Source organism: Methanorbis furvi (assembly GCF_032714615.1).
Taxonomy (GTDB): domain Archaea; phylum Halobacteriota; class Methanomicrobia; order Methanomicrobiales; family Methanocorpusculaceae; genus Methanocorpusculum; species Methanocorpusculum furvi.
The window spans coordinates 182,211-201,106 of sequence record NZ_JAWDKA010000005.1 but is presented as its reverse complement, the minus strand read 5'-3'; the positions used below and the strand labels follow the sequence as shown (position 1 = coordinate 201,106).

The following is an 18,896-nucleotide window of genomic DNA, read 5'->3' as shown; positions in this document are numbered from 1 at the left end:
ATTTATACTCTTCGAGACTGCACGAGATGTGAACTTTTGAGGGTTCGCCATCTCAGCGCAGGTCGCGCTGTTTGCGAGGTAACATCATACGTTCTGAGAAGATATAAACCCTCCGAACTGCTGGATGCTACCAATCAGACGAAAGAACTCGCCTGATTTCTCACAAAACACACGAGTGACTGTGAGCTAACAACATACGACGTGGATGTATTTATACTCAACATATCCGCAGATTCTCAAAAGAGCTGAGTCAACAGGCTTCCTGCCGCAACAACAGCAAGACCTGCGATACAGAGCACAATCAGAATCACACCAACAATTTTCCAGAAATTACGCTGTTTCATCACTCTTCGTTGTACAACCATCAGAAATCACCACCCATAAATCACCAAAGAACTCATCCTGCTCCAGATCAACCAGACCCTCCAGCATCAGAAACAGGCATGGAATATACACCTGATACAGCGGCCAGTGCAGGGCTGAGACCAGCTCATACAAAGACACGCCCGGATCACGCGCATCAGGATGAACAATCACCAGCGCATAAATCTGCTTCGCCATCGCATCATACGCCTCATCATGGGCAATTCCCACAACGTCATCAGCATCAGGCTCAGGAAACGCCTCCTCATCAGGATTCACAAACTTCCTGCGGCGCTGACGGCGGCGCTCCGCCTTCTCCGCCAGTTTCAGCTGAGTAATCAGCTCATACAAAGTCACCGGCCGCTTACGCGCATCCTTTCGCTTGATACGGCGATCAATCTCGCGCTCCAGCATCTCAATAGGACCAAGAGCACGCGCAGTCACCACATCCTCAGCAAACGGATCAGCGCCTTCTGCAAACGGATCATCCTCGGCAAACTCATCCTCCTCAGGTTCAGCCGGCACATCCAGATACTCGGACTTCATCCGCAGAAGAACCGACGAGTAAAACAACGTCCTACCTGACACGCGCAGATCCAGCTCGCGTCTGCGCTCAAGTTCAGCGAGGAACCGGTCCGTCACCTCCACAATATCAATATTCCACGGATCAATCTCTCCGCGTTCCGCCATCTGCACCAGAATCTCGACAGGTTCCTCAGACATTCGTCTTCACGCCCGTGACAAGCGTACTCTTATCCGGACGAATCGTCACCCCCATAATTCGATCCGCCGCCTCAATCATCGGCTTTCTCAGCGACACAATCACAAACTGACTCGACGAACACATCTCCCGCACCATCTGAGAAATCCGCTCCACATTCGCCCCATCAAGCGACATATCAACTTCGTCAAACGCATAGAAGGGAGCTGGCATATACCGCTGAATCGCAAAAATAAACGACAACGTCGTCAGAGACTTCTCACCGCCCGACATCATATTCAAGCGGTGTACCTCCTTATCGCGCGGCCGCACCTCAAACGTCATGCCGCCAAGGAACGGATCCTCGGGGCTGTCCAGAACAAGATGTCCCGACCCCATCGTAAGCCGCGCGAAAATATCCTGGAAGTTTGCATTGATAGCAAGATACGCCTCCATAAACGCCTCGAACTTCATCTTCGCAAAACTCTCGATACGTTCCAGCAGTGCCTCACGCTCGCGCGACAGAACATCTTTCCTGGCCGTGCGTTCCGCAGACTTGGTCACCGCCTCATCATACTGCTCAATAGCCAGCATGTTTACCGCGCCAAGTTTGCGGATCGCCCGCTCAGTCGTCGCCATCCCTTCCTCGATCTCATCCATCGAAAGCGTGCACTCAACCTCATCGGTCACCGTGCCGCGAATTTCCTCAATTTCCGAAGAAACACTCGCTGCCTTCTCATCAAGAGCAGAGATCTGCACGCGGCACCGTTCAATCTCAGAGTTCAGAGACAACAGCCGTGCCTGTGACTCGTCCACCTTCGCCTGAAGTGCCGCACGTTCATTGCGCAGAACCTCAAGCTCGCCGGTAAACGACTTCTGCTTCTCCTCAAGTGCCGCAATTGCAGACTTCGCGTTCTCAATCTGCTGATTGCATGCGGAGATCTCCTCGTCAAGCTTCGCATTCTTTGCCGCAAGAGCGTCCTTATCAGCAGTCCGCTCATCCAGACGTTTTTTGAAGTACTGACGGTCACGGTTCACATCCAGCAGATCCGCCTCCTTCGTATCCAGACGACGCTTCACATCATCAGCCTCGCGTCGCGCCTTCTGTAACTTCTCGGTCAGCAGCGTAAACTCAGACTCATCCAGAACTTTCCGGATCTCAGAGATTCTATCATTCATCACCGTGATCTGATCGGTCAGCGCATCCTGGCGCACCTCAAGCTCGGCAACCTTTGCAGAGACCTCCTTTGCATCATGCTCCAGACCGGACAGCGACTCGTTCAGTGAAAGCTCTTCATCAGCGATCGCATCAAGACGACGGTTGGCTTCAGCAATCGTCAGCTCGAGCTTGGTCACCGCCGCATCAATCTCGCTCTTCTCAGAGCGCAGACCATCAGCAACCGCTTTGTTGCGCGACTCAGCAGCCGTAAGATCCGCCTCTTCAGCACGCAGCGCAGAAAGCTTTGCACCAATTACGGCAGACTCCTTGTCAACAGCAGCGCCGAATCCGTGAATGTCCTTTCGGATCGATCCTCCCGTCATCGCGCCGGCTTTTTCCAGAAGTTCGCCGTCAAGAGTAACCATGCGGAATCTGCCCATCAGACGCCGACCGGCTTCAAGAGTTTCTACAACAACGGTCTGACCGAACACCAGACTGAACGCGTTACGGTACTGCTCGTCAAACTCGACAAGATTAATCGCGTAATCGACAACACCGCTGCCGGCGACCGGCGGCAGAGGAGCAGGCGGCTTGATCTTGTTCAGGGGCAAAAACGTAACCCTGCCCAGCCGCTCCTCTTTCAGATACCGGATGGCATCAGAAGCGGTCTGATCCGTGTCAACGACCACGTTATGCAGTCTGCCGCCTGCGGCAATGTTGAGAGCGGTCGTGTACTCGGACGGCACTTTGCCGAGCCGTGCGATTGTTCCCGACACGCCGTTCATCTCAAGAACCGCGGAAATTGCACGGTTCGATTCAGCCGAGACCTGCTGCTGCGCCTCAAGCCGCATCATCTTCTGGGTCAGCTGCTGGATTTCTCCGCGGATCGGTTCAAGTGATCTGCGGCATGACATCATTGACCGGTCGGCTTCACCGATCTGCTTATCGAACACGGACTTTTCTTTTTGTTTCTCGGAAAGTTCGCGTTCGAGCGAGGCAATTTCGCCCTGCTTTTCGGCACGTTCTTCAAGAAGCTGGGTCTGGAGACGTTTCATCCGTTCAGATTCCTGTGCACGAATACGGCTGCGCTCAATTATGCCGTCGCGTTCGGAGAGGATGGTGGAACGTTCCGCTTTTTGGTCTTCAATCTGACCCATCAGGGAAATGAGTTCGGTCTGGGCACCTTCGGAGTCCTTGCTCTTTTTGTCCATCAGCACCTGAACCTGATCAAGGATCTTTTTCTGGGCTTCGTGCTCCATCGCAAGGTTCGCCCGGTCGATCTGGAGCTGGCGGGACTCTTTGTTCTTGTCAGCCAGAGAGTTCTCAAACCGCTTCATGTCGATGAAGATATCGTTCATCGAGCTGAGGTTGGCATCCTTTTCCTTTTTCAGCCGGCTGATCGTCTGGTCAGCCACACGAATGTTGCCGCGTTCGGCTTCAAGATCGGCGAGAAGTTTGATGTATTCAGGACCGCTTTTTTCTGAGATCTGCCGGTCGATATCTTTGACATCCTCCATCCGGCAGCTACGTTCGTGCGTCTCAAGGGAGACCGACTCGTTAATGCGGACGAGTTCAGTCTCCTGATCGGTTTTGGCAAGAGCGATGGTGGAGAGCTCGCGTTCAAGATCGCGCAGTTGGGCAACCTGTCTTGCTGCACGGAAGTAGTCGAGTTCGGTCTGGAGTTTCTGGTATTTGACCGCACCTTCGCGTGCTTCTTTGAGCTCTTCGATTCGTGCCGCAAGGTCTGCAAGCAGGAGCTCTTCGCGTTCTATTCGTGCCCGCACCTGTTCAAGTTCGGTGAGTGCCTGCTCTTTTTTCGAGTCAAACTCAGCAACACCTGCAATCTCGTCGATCATTCTGCGCCGGTCGAGGTCGCTCATCTCCATGATGCGGGTGACGTCACCCTGCATTACGACGTTGTATCCATGCGGTTTGATGCCGTATTTGGAAAGGTATGCCAAGACGTCGGTCTGGGTGCAGAGCCTTTCGTTCAGATAATAGTAGCTGTAGTAGCCGCTTGGTGTTCGTTTGATCCGCCGCCGGATTTTGGTTTCGTCAGAAAAGGTAAGTGTGACTTCGGCGGTGTGTTTGCCTGAGATGTTGTTGATGAGGTCGGTGAGTTTTTCGGCACGCAGAGAGCGTGCGCTGGAGAGGGACAGTACAAAGAGTATAGAGTCGATAATGTTACTTTTTCCCGAGCCGTTTGGACCGGAAATTACGGTGAATCCTTCGTAAAAAGGAATTTTGGTTTTCCGGGAAAAAGATTTGAAGTTATCGATGTCAACCTGAACGATGTGCACTGGTTACTCCAATGTTAGCGGCGGTTTTTGGCGTCGTCGGTTATGGCGTCGTCTTCGGCTGCTTCAATGACTGCGTCCGAGTCAGGACGAATAGCGGCAGATCGGGAGGCGTGACCTGGGTTGTAACCGGTTCCGGCGATGATGACGCTGTGGTCGGTCGTCTTTTTGCGTTTTTGAATGGTGCCGTCCGGCTGCATGACGTACTCGAACTGACCTGCTTTGAGCTGCTCGACCGGGACTTCCGGTTCGGGTTCAGGCATGCGTTCGGGGATCGGGGATGAGATGGTGTGGCGGGAGGTTGCAGCACCGGCGCGCACGGGGGCTGCAGCCGGGCCAGGGCGCTGGGGCATTGCACGGGCTGCCGGGGCAGGTTCTTCTTCGGCGACTGCCGGGCGACGGCCGGGGGCGGCGCGGACCGGTGCAGTTCGTGAGGATGCGGGAGCTGCCGCAGCACCGCGGGAGATTTCCGTGGCCTGTTCTTCGGGTTTTTTCTGGCCGAAACGCGATTCTGCGTGAACTCTGGACTGGCCGCCACGCATCTCTTCAAGCTGCATGGTGAGTTTGCGGGTGACGGATTTGAGGTCCAGCATCTCTTCGGTGAGTCCTTTTACCATTGCTTCGAGTTCGCGAACTTTTCGCTCAAGTGCTTCGGTATTTTCCGATTTTGCGGATGATGCTGCGGCATCTGCACCTGCTTCGTGTTTGATATTCATTTCACGTTCCTGTTCGGCAAGTTCGTGTTCTAAAAATTTCATTCTTGTATCCATGAGCGCATGAGTCCTTGTGAATTAATTAATAGGTCTTTCTGCGCCTATTCTATAAGATATTTGCGTCCCGAACACGTGATTTGTGGTGTTGGTTTGGCGTGATGAAATTTTTTTGAGAGGCAGGAGGCAGGATAGATATATGAAACATGAATCGCATGCGATTCGCGTTTTGAAAATTCCAAAAAAAAAGTAAAATTATTTCGCGCCCCATTTACCAAGGGCCTGTGCAAGTTCCGTATGCGTCTTCGCATACTCCTCAGCAGAAGCTCCGGCAAGGAACGCGTCCACTGCCTGGCGCATGGCACAGGCTCCGGCGCGGGTTCCGTCAGGATGGCCGTGAATGCCGCCGCCTGCCTGAAGAACAATATCTGTTCCAAGCGTCGCAAGCTCTGCATGAACTTTGCCGGGATGCAGACCGCCCGACGCCACCGGAAACACCGGCCGCACAAAGCCGAACCGCTCGGTCAGGGATTTGTTGTCGCTTAACACCTCTTCAACCGACCCGCCCATTTTGCCGGAGACAGTTCCTGTATGCAGCTGGTCACCACCGCAGATGCGGACAAGTTTTGCAATAGGCCGCATCGCAATCCCGTGATACGGATTGCGGGTAAATGCGCCGTGCATCGTCCGGTGAACATGAATGGGAACAGTGATTGCCGGATCGCGGGCAAGTGCCTGCACCGCGGAAAATCCTGCGGTCAAAACATCCACCATCAGCATGTTTGCGCCTGCCCGCACAGCGTTCACGCCAACCTCAACAATCCGGTCGCCGCCTGTCGTGACGTTGAGCGCATACAGAACTTTGCGTCCGGTCTCCTGCTCGGCATCGTTAAGCGCGTCCATAACCACCTCCAGCCGCTCCATTAAAGGGCAGAACTTCTGATCCGTCAGGGTCTCATCATCCTTGATCAGATCAACGCCGCCAATCGCCGCCTCATAGGCAACTTTTGCCGTGTCCGAAGGGCTCAGACCGACTTTTGGTTTAATAATTGTTCCCACATGCGGACGGCGGGAGGTTTCAGTGCCGACGATTTTTCTAACTCCGTCAATACCGTACTTCGGGCCGGTCTCAACAGCCGCAAGCTGCGCAGGGATGTCGATGTCAAGGAGACGGACCGCCTCAAGTTTTCCAAGACCGAACAGGTTTCCGGCGATCACGGAAAGATACTGCGGGATGTTTCCCGGCTCAAAGATCTCGTACGGGTAGCGGATTTTTGTAATGAACCCGCCGTCAGCAGGCGAGATCTCAAGAACCTCTCCGTCGTAGGCATGAACGTACGCAGTCTCGTCATTCACAGTGCAGAGGTCGGTCCATGTTCCCGTGGTCTGTTCTTCTGAGATGGCATGCGCGGCAAAGTCAGCAGTAACGCCGTTCTTTGGCCGGAAGTAGTAAGTGGCAATCAGATCATTCATGAAAGAAGCCTCATTTATCGAAACTCGGTGCCGGTTCTGGCGCCGAGAAACTGGTTCTGCAGTTCGTCAAGTCCCCAGCCGAGATACTCGCGCATGATGGTGTAGGCGAGATGCGGGGGAAGAGCGCCTGCTTCGGTGATTATCATATCAATGTAGTCTGCGGGAGTTACGTCAAAGACCGGATTTTTCACGCGGACGAACGGGAGCGTTGCTGCGATGTCATCGGGCAGGACTTCGTTCTGTGCCCGTTCCTCGATCTGGATAAGTTCGCCGAGAATGGTTCTTGGAGCAAACTTGTAGGTCTCGGCGGTCACGATGACGTTTTTGCGTGCTTCGTTTGCGCACAGGGCGATCTGTGAGGTTCCAATTTTGTTCACAACCGCTCCGTTGACAGTGATCGCGTCAGCGCCCACGATGACCAGGTCGATCTCTTTCATCATCGACCGGACTGCGGAGTCGACAAAGTAGGTGGTGGGAATTTCGTTGTCGTTGAGGGTTTTGATGGTGAGCCGTCCCTGATTCCAGGGCCGCACTTCGGTTGCGTAAACCTCGATGTCTTTTCCCTGCCGTTTTGCTTCAAGGATGCAGCCGAGGGCTGCTTTTGAGTTGCAGTGCGTCATGACGATACTGCCGTCAGGGATGTGGTTTGCTCCCATGGCGGCAATGCGGTCAAGAGCGGTCCTGGACGACCAGATGAATGCGTCTGCTTTTTCGCGGAGGATGCGACGTGCGGCTTCTTCGGTTCTGGCGGTGCGGACGTCGCGCATAACCATCTGGATGGCATTGGGAAGAGAGACGGCGGTCGGTCTTGTGCCGAGAAGTATGCTTGCGGCATGTTCCATCTCCCGGATGAATGCGGCAACATCTCCGGTTCGGGGAAGGGTTTCTGCATGGTCTCGCAGTGCGGCAACTGCTTCGCGGGCGATTTTTCCAGCGCCGCGGATCTGCATGGTTTGGATCTGCTCAGCTGTCTGGAGGAGTGTCATTAGCTAAAAGAAGGGAGGCTTACGATAAATAAGTGCGGGTGCGGGTATTTTCGGTGTGGTGACCGCGGGAATTTTGAAACGTGATTCGCATGTTTTTGGTCTATATAGAGAAAACGCGAATAGCACGAATAGCACGAATAAAAAATCGCCAATGGCGATTTTTCAAAGAAAAATATTGATAGTGCTTCTCTGAATGGAGAGAGAGAACAGTAGTAATTTCTTGAAAATAGCCATTGGCGATTTTTTATTCCGCGAAGCGGTGAGCAGGCCGAAACGACTCCTGAAAGGAGGAGTTAAACACGACGGAACGGCGTGTGAAAGGCATGCAATTCGCGCTATTCGTGCTATTCCGCGAAGCGGTGAGCAGGCCGAAGGCATGCGGTTCGCGTTTCGAAATTTCACTCCACCAAAACAAAGAAAGAATTATTGATCTTAGAAACAGAATAAGAATCAAGATGACAGTGGCAGCGGTTTTTGACAGCGCGGGAACACTCCTCAGAACAGTGCGGAGCGTACTCTCTGTTTCGGACCATCAGGTGCCGGATGCGTGCGTTGAGACAACAACCCTGACCTTTCAGGACCCGGACCGGATTTTAGTGCTTCTGAACCTGCACTCACGAGAGATCATGCAGGCTAACCCTGACGGACTGCTCTCTGAGTACCTCACCGAGACAAAAACCGGATTTGGCATCAGCTGCGGCAGACAGGTGATTGTTTCCGACGTTGTCGGGAGTATCCTCTATCAGGACACCGAAGCGAGAATTGCCGACATGCAGAAGGTCATCCGTGACTGCTGGATGACGGTCTCAAAACAGAGCGAGAGTTTCGCGCTCAATGCAGGGGCTATCGTAAATCTCCGCACCGAAAAAATCGAGTTCACCATTGCAGCCGCAGGATACCCGTTCCCCGGAGTCCGTGAGATGGTGGCGACTTTGCATGGAATGGGAGTTGCCGTCTTCATCGCATCAGGCGACCGAACCGCAAAATTAGAAATGATTGCTGATCAGATTGGCATTCCCAGAAACCGCGTGCATGGCGTTGCAACACCGGTCACCAAAGCACAGATTGTGCAAAATCTCAAAACCGAGTACAATGTGGTCGTCATGACCGGAGACGGAATCAATGACCTCTCTGCTATGAAGTCAGCAGATATCGCCGTCCTCACCGTCCAGCAGGAAGGAAAACGTCCGGAAATATTATACGAAACCGCTGATTATGTGATCGACAACATCTGCGACACGGTAAGAATTGTTAAAGGACTGGTCGACGGCTGCGAGATGGAATAAAACTACGCGGAGATTAAATTTCAAAACGCAAATCGCATGCTTTGGTTTTATGTAAAAAAACGCGAATGGCGCGAATAGCGCGAATCGCATGCCTTTCACACGCCGTTCCGTCGTGTTTAACTCCTCCTTTCAGGAGTCGTTTCGGCCTGCTCACCGCTTCGCGGAATAAAAAATCGCCAATGGCGATTTTTGAGAGAATACTAAGTTATTGTTTTAGATAAAAGCACCCAGAGATAGACAAATATTTTTTTTTGAAAAATCGCCATTGGCGATTTTTTATTCGCGGCATGTCGAAGGCATGCAATTCGCGCTATTCGCGTTTCACATTATACTTCCAAAAAAAATTACCGGTCCGAAACACCAAAACCCGTAATCACAAAATCCCAGAACTCGCCTTCCGGCCGTGACCGGTGCTTGGTTATCACCGCTCGTCGGAAGCCTTCTCGCTTCTCCACACGAACAATCGCTTTTGAGATATGGGCAAGGGCTGTTCCCCCAAGGCCGCTAAGCCTGTTTTTCTCCACATCCATAAACACCTGATTGGTGATAAGAGCAGGGACCGAGAAACGTTTCGCAAGCGCAAGCAGCACCATCATCTGATGGGAAAGCATCGACAGCGCCTCCTTGGTCTCCATCTGCTCCACACGATAGAGAGCAGTCGCCGAGTCCACCACTAAAAGATCCGCCTTTTTTGCACGCAGAAGCGACTCAGCACTCGCAATCATAGCACCCTGCTCGGCGAATGTTATCGGTTCAAGCACATAAATCCGTTTCAGAAGTTCAGGCGTATCCTCCCCTGCAATCTGCGAGAAACGGTCCACCGAAAATCCTTCGGAGTCCACATACACAACGCCGCCGCCCTGTCGCAGCACAGAAACTGCCGCAACCATGCAGAGAGTACTTTTACCGGAGCCCGCCTCTCCCACAAACTGGGTGATCATCTGCGGCTCAAGCCCGCCGCCAAGCAATCGGTCGAACCCTGCGACGCTCGTTGAGATCTTCTGAACTATTTTCTCTTCCATGCCTCCTCCTCAACAATCCGCTTCATATCCCGAACAGAAACCCCGACAGTGTCCGCAGCTTTTTGCACCTGATCAAACTCAGCCTTCTTTGAGTAGGCAGCGCCGTCCATAAACGCAGTCTTCACATCGATCGCAAACGTGTATCCATTTACGACCACGGTCTCAGAAGAGATCACGCGGTCTGCAACAAATCTGTGCACCATAGGCATACATCTGATGCCAAGGCTGCCGGTCTCGCGTGCAAGCAGCCGCGCCAACCGCTCAGAATCAACAGGCAAACAGATCACCCGCACAAGATAGCCGGGCCGTCCTTTTTTCATCACGATAGGAACAACACATGCATCGCGTGCGCCTGACTCGATCATCTGGGAAACAACGGACGCAAGCACCTCGCCGGAGAGGTCGTCCACATTTGTTTCCAGAACATCAACCTGCGGACCGAAGAAGGGAACCGCAGACTCCATCACCATCACCCGCAGAACATTCGGATGATCCGCAGGATCACGCGTCCCTGCTCCGCAGCCGATTGAAACAATTCGTCCGGTATGTTCTCTCGTCCCGCAGGTTGCAGAAAATTCCGCAAGAAGGGCTGCCCCTGTTGGTGTGCACAGTTCTCCGGAAAACTCACCTGTTGAGACGGTCAGGTCAGAATTTTTCAAAATCTCTGCGGTTGCTGGAGCCGGGACCGGCATGATGCCGTGGGCGCAGGTCACGGTTCCTGAGCCGACTGAAATTGGAAGAATATGTACTGCGTCAATATTGAGCGAAACAAAACCGGTGCATGCACCAATCACGTCCGCTATCGCGTCATCAGCCCCGACCTCATGAAAATGCAGATGATGCGTGCCGTGCACCTGCTCCTCGGCTGATGCGATTCGTGTGAAGACCCTTTTTGCAAGAATGACGGCCTCTGCCGGTGCGTCCGCAGTCTCCACACGGGCGAGCAACTCCTCAAGCGTCCGGTGTGCAGGTCCTGCATGTGTTTTCACATACACGGCAGGCATGCCACAGCGGACGACGTCGTCTACCGTCGGGTCCGCAACAACCGACCGCATCGCACAAATAACCGCTTCACGGTCAGCTCCAGCCGCAAGAAACGCTCCGGTAACCATATCGCCTGCAGCGCCAAACTTCGGATCAATTACCAACAAACGCATAGGAATAGTAACTAGTACTCTTGAGCAGGGAAAAGTAAAACCTGCCGGTCAGGGAATATACAGTCCTGCAATGCCACATCTCCGTTCATGAGCCGCCCACAGAAATACTAATTCAACGCCCGCTACAGAATATTATTAATCAATTCCGTGAGATGTACTACCAATGCCTGAAATATCACTGAAAGTGGACAGCGCGTATCCTGAGGATCAGGGCAGGGGTAAGGCGCGTATCGACCCGGATACCATGCAGGCACTGGGCATCTCCCCGGGCCAGCTGGTAATTATTGAAGGAAAAATCAAAACAGTTGCCAAAGCCTGGCGTGCCATGACCGCGGACTGGGGACTGGGAAAAATTCGCATCGACAAGTTCACGCGGACAAACGCCGGCGTAAGCCTTGGCGACCGCGTGATTGTGACCCCGGTCACAAACCAGATCAAAGCAGAACACATCGACCTCATCCCGCCGACAAACACTCCGCCGAATATCTCGGACGGCGACCCTGACGAAATTGGCGAGTCCATAATCAACTTCCCGATAACCGTCGGCGACATTCTCCCAATCATCTCCAATATACCCAATAAATATCTCGAGTACAAAATCTCGACCATAGAACCGGAAGGCGCCTGCATCATTGCCCCAGAGACCGAAATCGACTTTCTCTACAACGAAGAGCATGAAAAGTTTGAGGGCACCAAAAGCATCAGCTACGAAGACATCGGCGGCCTGAAAGGCGAACTCCGCCGTGTCCGCGAGATGATCGAACTGCCGATCCGCCATCCGGAACTCTTTGAAACGATGAGCATTGAACCGCCGAAAGGAGTTCTGCTCTACGGACCGCCGGGAACAGGAAAAACCCTGATTGCAAAAGCAGTTGCAAACGAGAGTCGTGCGCATTTCATCTCCATCGCGGGACCTGAGATCATCTCCAAGTATTACGGCGAGTCAGAACAACGGCTCAGGGAAGTCTTTGAAGAGGCCGAGACCAACGCGCCGTCGATCATCTTCATCGACGAGCTTGACTCAATTGCGCCGCGCAGAGAGGATGTTACCGGCGAAGTGGAGCGGCGTGTCGTCGCCCAGCTGCTCACCATGATGGACGGCATTGCTGACCGCGGACAAGTCGTCGTGGTTGGCGCAACGAACAGGCCGGACGCAATCGATCCGGCTCTGCGCAGACCGGGGAGGTTCGACCGCGAGATTGAGATCGGTGTTCCGTCGGAAGCCGACAGGCTCGAAATTCTCCAGATTCATACGCGCGGTATGCCCTTTGAGGGTGCGGCGAAGATCAAGGAACTTAAGCAGAAGGGTCATGAAAAAAAGATCGAAGCAGCCGAGGAGGAGTACAAGAAAAACCGTGAGCGGCTTCTTGCCCAGCTTGCCCAACTCTCCAGAGGGTTTGTCGGTGCGGATCTTGCCTCGCTCGCGCGGGAGGCTGCGATCAGATCCCTGCGCCGTCAGATGAATGTGATTGATCTTGATCTTGAACGCATTCCTGACGAGGTGCTCAGAAAACTTGAGGTGACTGCAAAGGATTTCGCCGAGGCGTCACGTGAAATTACGCCGTCGGCGATGCGGGAGATATCCATTGAGGCGGTCGCCACACACTGGACTGATGTGGGCGGATGTGCGGGCGCTCTTACTGAGGTGCGTGAGGCGGTTGAGTATCCGTTCACCCGCAAAGATTCGTTTGCGCAGCTTGGTATCAGGCCGCCGAAAGGAGTTCTGCTCTACGGACCACCGGGAACAGGAAAGACACTGATTGCGCGTGCGGTCGCAAACGAGAGCGGGGCTAACTTCATTGCGATCAAGGGTCCGCAGTTACTTTCAAAATGGGTCGGTGAGTCAGAACGTGCGGTGCGGGAGATCTTCCGCAAGGCACGTCAGGTTGCTCCATCGATCATCTTCTTTGATGAGATCGATTCGCTCACTCCTGCACGGGGAGCGGACGGCGAGGGCAGCAAGGTTTCAGAAAATGTGCTCAACCAGATTCTGACCGAGATGGATGGTATTGAACCGCTGAATGACGTGGTCGTTCTGGCGGCGTCCAACCGCCCTGACATCATCGATCCTGCGCTGTTGCGTTCCGGACGTTTCGACCGGCTGGTCTACATCACCGAGCCGAAGCTTGCCGACCGCGAGGCGATTCTTGCGGTTCACATGCGGAGCATGCCGTTGGAAAAGTCAATGCTGGATGAGGCAGCGGAGGTGCTTGCAGGATGCAGCGAGGATGCAGTGATTGCTCTTGCAGAGAAGTTTGCCGGAAAGACGCTTACACTCAAACAGATCAAGACGTTTGCAAAGAAGATTGAAAAGTCTCCGGAAGGACTCTCTGCTCCACAGCTGAGACGTCTGATTACAGATGCTGCTGCTGAAAAGCAGATTGTGCTGGAAGACCCCGAACGCTCCGCATTTATTGCAAAGATTGCCGCAGACACGGAAGGATATGTGGGATCAGATCTGGAAAGTCTCTGCCGTGAGGCGGCAATGCACTCCCTGCGCCGCAATGCGGTGTTTGTGTCCGAGAGAGATTTCGCGGATGCGAAGCTGCGGATTCACCCGACTATGAACGAACGGGTCCGTGAGTATTATGAGGGCATTCGTCTGCGGTTTAAGGGCGGGCTGCCGAAACAGGTGCAAAATCTGGTGGAATACCAGTAACTCTTTTTTTTGAAACGCGAATGGCGCGAATAAAAAATCGCCATTGGCGATTTTCTTATTCGCGTTATTCCACGAAGCGGTGAGCAGGCCGAAGGCATGCGATTCGCGTTTCAGAATCTCATCATGCCAGCCCATTACAAACAGTTTCTAGTATTTTCAGCAACCATTACTACTATCATGTACTTCCACGCCCTGATTCCCTACAAACCGGTCAATCCCAAGACCCGCCTCTCCTCTGTTATGACACAGGAAGAACGCGAAGAGTTTGCAGAGGTAATGCTTGGCGACGTCATCTCCGCTGTGCGAAAAACCGGCTGCACGGCAACACTGCTCTGTACATCCCCGTACACCTGCAAAGAAGCGCTCGTTGCCATCCGCAAAGAAGGACTCAACGAAGCAATCAACTGGGCACTGCCGCAGTTTCACTGTCCGGCACTCATCATCATGTCCGACCTCCCCATGGTCACCCCCGGAAGCCTGCAGCGGGTACTCTCAACCAAAGCAGACATGGCAATTGTTCCCGGGCTCGGCGGCGGAACAAATGTCATCTTTGTCAAACGTCCCGAACCCTTCCGCGTGGAATATTATGGATTCTCGTTCCGCAGACACCTCCAGATTGCCGAAGAACTCGGCCTCACGGTTGAGATCATCGACTCCATGCGCATGTCAACCGACGTGGACGAGCCCTCAGATCTCGTAGAGCTGATGATTCACGGCCACGGCAATGCACGCGAGTGGCTCTATGAACACGGTTTTACCCTCTCGGTGGAGAACGGCCGCGTGGGTGTTGTACGTAACGGTGAAAAAATTGTCTGATGCAGCTGACCTGATCACCCAGGCAGAAGATCTCGCTCTTGCCGGAAAACTTGACGAAGCACTTCGGGCATATGATGCGGCAATTGCTGCAGACTGCACAGACCCTCTTGCCTGGGTTGGCAAAGCCTCGGTTCTGAAAGCAAAAGGCATGTACACCGAGTCTGCGGAGTGTTTCATCGCCGCACGTGCAGGAATTTCTTCAGAAAACTTTGTAGGAGAAGACGCGGAAAAAATGGCAGCCTTTGTTTCCATGCTGCATGTTTTACAGGCGGAAGCGCTTCTGTATGCGGAAAAACCAAACGAAGCACTTGTAGTGCTGGACGAGGCTGACCAGCTCAGGCCGCCGGACGCGGCATCGCTCGTCGTCAGAGGGCAGGCGTTTGTGCAGAAGAAAGCGTATGAGGATGCAGGAAACTGTTTTTACCGCGCTGAAGAGTGGTGTAATGCGAACGAAGACTCAATGCTCACGCAGGTCTGGTTCTGCAAAGTCAATCTTGCAAAAGAGAGCGGCGGCATTCTTGCCCCGCCTTACGCAGCAGAGATGTATGAAAAACGGCGCGGGTTCAAACAGCCGAAAGGAGATTTCACAGAATTGCTTGAGCGTGCAAACAATCTCAGAACTGCAGGCCTGATGTATGATGCCTTGCGCTACTATGATGCGGCCATCGAAGCTGACCCCTCACAGGCTGCGTCCACTCTGTTCATGAAAGGCGTGGTGTTTGAACAGCTGCGGCGGTCGGCAGAGGCGCTTGACTGTTACAGCGAAGCGCTCAAAAATAATCCCGAGCCAGGGGACGAGTTCCGCATCCGCACCCGCTGGGCAGCTCTGAGAGCGGCACGGGAAAACAGTTTCTAACAATTTTAGTTGGCATCAACCACAGGGAAAAGAACTACTGTTCAGTACAAAACCCTTATGCCGTTTTTTCACCCATATATATGGAATACTATGGACGCAACTGCTACTGACTCCGGACTGCTACAGCTCACAGAGATTGTGCTGACAGCAGAAGTGGTGAACGGAAACTCCGCACTCGGCGTAAATGATCTTCCAGTTTCTCTGCGTCCCCTCTTCTGTCCAGACGCCCCCGGCGTCATCGCCCGGCCGGTCGCCATAAAAGAAGGACAGCTTAAAACATACTTCCCTGCCCTTGCTGCCCGCAGTCTGATTGCGAACGGAAAAAACTCCTACCTTGTGGTGAACGACCTCGGCCAGTTTGCGGTAACAACCTTCGCACCGGCAATGAAATGGTACCTCCGCAACGCAGGTGCTGAGGCGGTCATGAAAAATCCGGCTCTCGCCCTCTCGTTTGAAACATCAGGAGAATCGGGACTCTCCTACAAAACTGCACGGGAGAACATTCCTCTCTTTGAGGACACCGTTGCATCCCTCTCCGGAAAAATTGGTGCGCTCACCGCAAAATCCGAGTCGTTCCGGGAAGCCGCCGACCTTGTGGTCGCCTATGCCCCCGAAGAGATTGAGTTCTCCTTAGAAGATCTGGTCTGCACTTCTGATCAGATGGCGATCGTTCGGAAAGTGCAGATCTCTCTTGAGAATCAGGAGTTCCTGCGCAGACACAGAATCTACGAACTGGGAAGAATTCTTCTGGTCGGTCCGCCCGGAACCGGTAAGACCTCGTTTGCCCTTGCCCTCTCGCGCTCAGTGCACATGCCGGTCCTTGAAGTCAGGCTTTCCATGCTGACCTCGCAGTATCTTGGAGAGACCTCAAAGAACATCGACAGAATCTTCGACCTTGCCAAAAAAATTGCGCCCTGCATTCTCTTCATCGATGAGTTCGACTACATCGCCAAGACCCGTATTTCTGACGACAACGGTACCATGAAGCGTGCAGTAAACACACTTCTCAAAAGTATTGACCACATCAATCTGATCAAGGATCAGGTTCTCCTGATTGGTGCGACAAATCATGCCGGCATGCTGGATGATGCGGCATGGCGGAGGTTTGACGAAGTCGTCACCTTCACACTGCCGGATGTATCCATGCGCGAGGCAATTCTTCGGCATGTGGCAACCGACATCCCCTGCACGATGGACTTTGCCACCATCGCTGAACAGACTGAAGGATTCTCCGGAGCAGATCTTCGGATGATGCTGACCGAGGCAATTGTGTCAGCGCTTCTTGCCGGCAGAAAGGAGATCAATGAAACTGATGTCAATGCAGGTATGGAACTGGTGAACCGCAGAAATATTGCCAGAGCAGGCTGTACCTAAAGATCATGCGGGTCACTGTTCTTGGTACTGGGGATGTTGTCGGAACGCCCAAGGTCGGGTGCAGCTGCCCGGTCTGCACGGAGGCACGGGAGACCGGAAAGCAGCGGCTGCGAACCTCAATTCTTGTGGAACATGCAGGGAAACATCTGCTGATTGATACCGGACCAGATATGCGTGCCCAGCTTCTTGCGGCAGGTTCACCAATCATTGACGCGGTAATCTGGACGCACGGGCACTATGATCACTTCATGGGATTCGGAGACTTCTACCGCGTGCAGCGCGAGCCTATCACGGTTTACGGTGCACCCGAAGTGCTTGACTACTGTGGAGGAATCTTTTCGTTCATGCGGCATAACGAAGTTCCAATGACCGCATACGAGGCAGTCGACATCTGCGGAATGCAGGTGACGCTTTTTCCGGTAATGCATGATGCTCCAACTTACGGCGTGCGGATTGAGGCTGACGGCGCTGTGTTTGTCTACTCCTGTGACACAACTGCAGATCTTTCGGAGCAGACGCTTGACGTGATGAAAGGCGCTGATCTTTTGCTGCTGGATGGAATTTTTCCACCCGAGGTCCACATCTCCAAACACATGAACATCAAAGATGCAGAGCAGCTTGCAGCACAGCTCAATCCCAAAGAGTTCTGGTGCGTCCACATGAGCCACAAGATCTGGTGGAGTTATGAGCACGGCGCACGCGATATGCAGAGCTGGGTTTTGGGGACATAATTTTTTTTTAATTTATTTGTTTGTCAACCGATGTTCTTCGCAGGTTAGCCCACGGAAAAACGGAACACACGGAATTCCACAGAATATTTCAACATCACGGAGCAGACGTGAACATCACGGAATTCGAAAATAATTCATTTCTGTGATGTTCTCGTCTGCTCCGTGATCTTTTTTCAGTGAGACTCCGCGTGTTCTGCTTTTCCGTGGGAGACGTATGAATAAGGATGCAAAACAGTCACGGTCGAAACTTACTACATCTTTCGCGTCCCAACACATACGTACAGGATGAAAAAGGACATCTATTTTCGGATAGAGCCGCGGGTACAGAACGGCGTCGTAAAATATTATCTTCTTCGTGAAGTAAACAGCGACTCACGAAAGTTCCGGGCATCAAAACTTATCAAAACAGGAATCATGCCAACTGATGCAGAGATCTCACGAACAATTCTGCTGCACGGGTTTGAACTGGAGATGAAATGTTGTGAAAAAGTGGCGTCATACCGGGTGGAGAACTTCAAATATGAACATGCAGTGGATGGAAAAGCGTACTTCCTGCTGGAAAAATATCGGTATCTGGATCTGCGGTATCATGACTACCTCACTGCCGAGGAGATCAAAGACCACATAAACGATCACGAGTACCACTACATTCACGAATCCGCAAAAACCAACGGCAACACCTTCACCTTCTCCGAAGTCGCCACAATGCTTGAGACCGGAAGGGTTCCGAACGGCAAATTTCTCCGTGACGTCAACGAAATTCAGAATCTTCACACCTGCAGCGTGATGCGCAACGCAAACCCGCGCAAGGTAACGCCCTCCTTCATTCAGCGGCTGAGAAACACCATTGTTGCCAACATTCATGAACCGGAAAAACTCACCCGTGAAAATGAGATTGCGGTGCAGAAGCAGCTTACCAAATGTTACAAAAGAATCGCAGACGGTTATCATCCGGCGGAACAGGTTTTTCTCTGGCACCGCGAGTTTCGCATACTCAAACCCTTCAGAATTGGGACCAGACGGGTTGCCAGAGAAGTGGTGCACTACATGATACTGCCGTTCGGCTATCCGCTCGCATTCCAGTCAAGCATGCAAACAATCGGTGAAGACGGACGTGTTTATGAACGCGACTTCGACAAAATCATACCCGAACTTTTCGAGAAATATATTGGAAACCGAATCCCGGAGCTGGAAGCAGAGCTTCGCAGAAGAATAAATGAGAAGTGGGACATTCAGAGAAACAAACTTCAGAAACAGCTGGATATCTACCTGCCCTCAGACACCTGATTTTTTTTCAAACCACGATG

General features: G+C 52.8%; 14 protein-coding genes. 7 read left to right on the top strand and 7 right to left on the bottom strand.

From position 1 onward, the window contains the following. Window positions 1–330: 330 nt before the first annotated feature. The 5 genes from McpAg1_RS05980 to McpAg1_RS05960 form a co-directional block, all read right to left on the bottom strand. Window positions 331–1,086: a segregation/condensation protein A gene (locus tag McpAg1_RS05980; protein ID WP_338094385.1), complete on the bottom strand. Its 756-nt coding sequence runs from the start codon at window positions 1,084–1,086 to the stop codon at window positions 331–333. Beyond that, the gene (gene smc, locus McpAg1_RS05975) at window positions 1,079–4,522 is read right to left on the bottom strand and encodes a chromosome segregation protein SMC (RefSeq protein WP_338094384.1); all 3,444 of its coding nucleotides are present in this window, start codon (window positions 4,520–4,522) and stop codon (window positions 1,079–1,081) included. Before smc ends, McpAg1_RS05980 begins: the two co-directional genes overlap by 8 nt. A gap of 14 nt (window positions 4,523–4,536) precedes the next feature. After that, entirely contained in the window at window positions 4,537–5,235 is a 699-nt protein-coding gene (locus tag McpAg1_RS05970) for a DUF7518 family protein (protein WP_338094383.1), read from the bottom strand. Between the two features lie 249 nt (window positions 5,236–5,484). Then, window positions 5,485–6,702 carry a RuBisCO large subunit C-terminal-like domain-containing protein gene (locus McpAg1_RS05965; RefSeq protein WP_338094382.1) on the bottom strand — a complete coding sequence of 406 codons (1,218 nt, stop codon included), beginning with the start codon at window positions 6,700–6,702 and terminating at the stop codon, window positions 5,485–5,487. A gap of 14 nt (window positions 6,703–6,716) precedes the next feature. Then, window positions 6,717–7,688: a ribose 1,5-bisphosphate isomerase gene (locus McpAg1_RS05960; protein WP_338094381.1), complete on the bottom strand. Its 972-nt coding sequence runs from the start codon at window positions 7,686–7,688 to the stop codon at window positions 6,717–6,719. 455 nt (window positions 7,689–8,143) lie between these two features. Here McpAg1_RS05960 and McpAg1_RS05955 point away from each other — a divergent pair, with 455 nt between their 5' ends. Then, window positions 8,144–8,974, top strand: coding sequence for an HAD family hydrolase (locus McpAg1_RS05955; protein WP_338094380.1), 831 nt, complete (start codon window positions 8,144–8,146; stop codon window positions 8,972–8,974). Window positions 8,975–9,318: 344 nt separating this feature from the next. Here McpAg1_RS05955 and radB read toward each other — a convergent pair whose 3' ends face one another. Continuing rightward, window positions 9,319–9,996 carry a DNA repair and recombination protein RadB gene (radB, locus tag McpAg1_RS05950; RefSeq protein ID WP_338094379.1) on the bottom strand — a complete coding sequence of 226 codons (678 nt, stop codon included), beginning with the start codon at window positions 9,994–9,996 and terminating at the stop codon, window positions 9,319–9,321. Further along, window positions 9,981–11,153 carry a nickel pincer cofactor biosynthesis protein LarC gene (gene larC / locus McpAg1_RS05945; RefSeq protein WP_338094378.1) on the bottom strand — a complete coding sequence of 391 codons (1,173 nt, stop codon included), beginning with the start codon at window positions 11,151–11,153 and terminating at the stop codon, window positions 9,981–9,983. The genes radB and larC overlap by 16 nt, the downstream gene beginning before the upstream one ends. Before the next feature lie 163 nt (window positions 11,154–11,316). Between larC and McpAg1_RS05940 the strand changes: the two genes are divergently transcribed. From McpAg1_RS05940 to McpAg1_RS05915, 6 genes are all read left to right on the top strand, one after another. Continuing rightward, window positions 11,317–13,812 (top strand): CDC48 family AAA ATPase, encoded by a 2,496-nt coding sequence (locus tag McpAg1_RS05940; protein WP_338094377.1) that lies wholly within the window; start codon window positions 11,317–11,319, stop codon window positions 13,810–13,812. A 177-nt stretch (window positions 13,813–13,989) separates the two neighbouring features. Further along, window positions 13,990–14,628: a 2-phospho-L-lactate guanylyltransferase gene (gene cofC, locus McpAg1_RS05935; protein ID WP_338094390.1), complete on the top strand. Its 639-nt coding sequence runs from the start codon at window positions 13,990–13,992 to the stop codon at window positions 14,626–14,628. Then, the gene (locus McpAg1_RS05930) at window positions 14,621–15,484 is read left to right on the top strand and encodes a tetratricopeptide repeat protein (RefSeq protein ID WP_338094376.1); all 864 of its coding nucleotides are present in this window, start codon (window positions 14,621–14,623) and stop codon (window positions 15,482–15,484) included. The genes cofC and McpAg1_RS05930 overlap by 8 nt, the downstream gene beginning before the upstream one ends. 90 nt (window positions 15,485–15,574) lie before the next feature. Next, window positions 15,575–16,858, top strand: coding sequence for an ATP-binding protein (locus McpAg1_RS05925; protein ID WP_338094375.1), 1,284 nt, complete (start codon window positions 15,575–15,577; stop codon window positions 16,856–16,858). 5 nt (window positions 16,859–16,863) lie between these two features. Next, the gene (locus McpAg1_RS05920) at window positions 16,864–17,589 is read left to right on the top strand and encodes an MBL fold metallo-hydrolase (protein ID WP_338094374.1); all 726 of its coding nucleotides are present in this window, start codon (window positions 16,864–16,866) and stop codon (window positions 17,587–17,589) included. 285 nt (window positions 17,590–17,874) lie between these two features. Then, window positions 17,875–18,876, top strand: a complete 1,002-nt coding sequence (locus McpAg1_RS05915) for a hypothetical protein (RefSeq protein ID WP_338094373.1) — start codon at window positions 17,875–17,877, stop codon at window positions 18,874–18,876. Window positions 18,877–18,896: the final 20 nt, after the last annotated feature.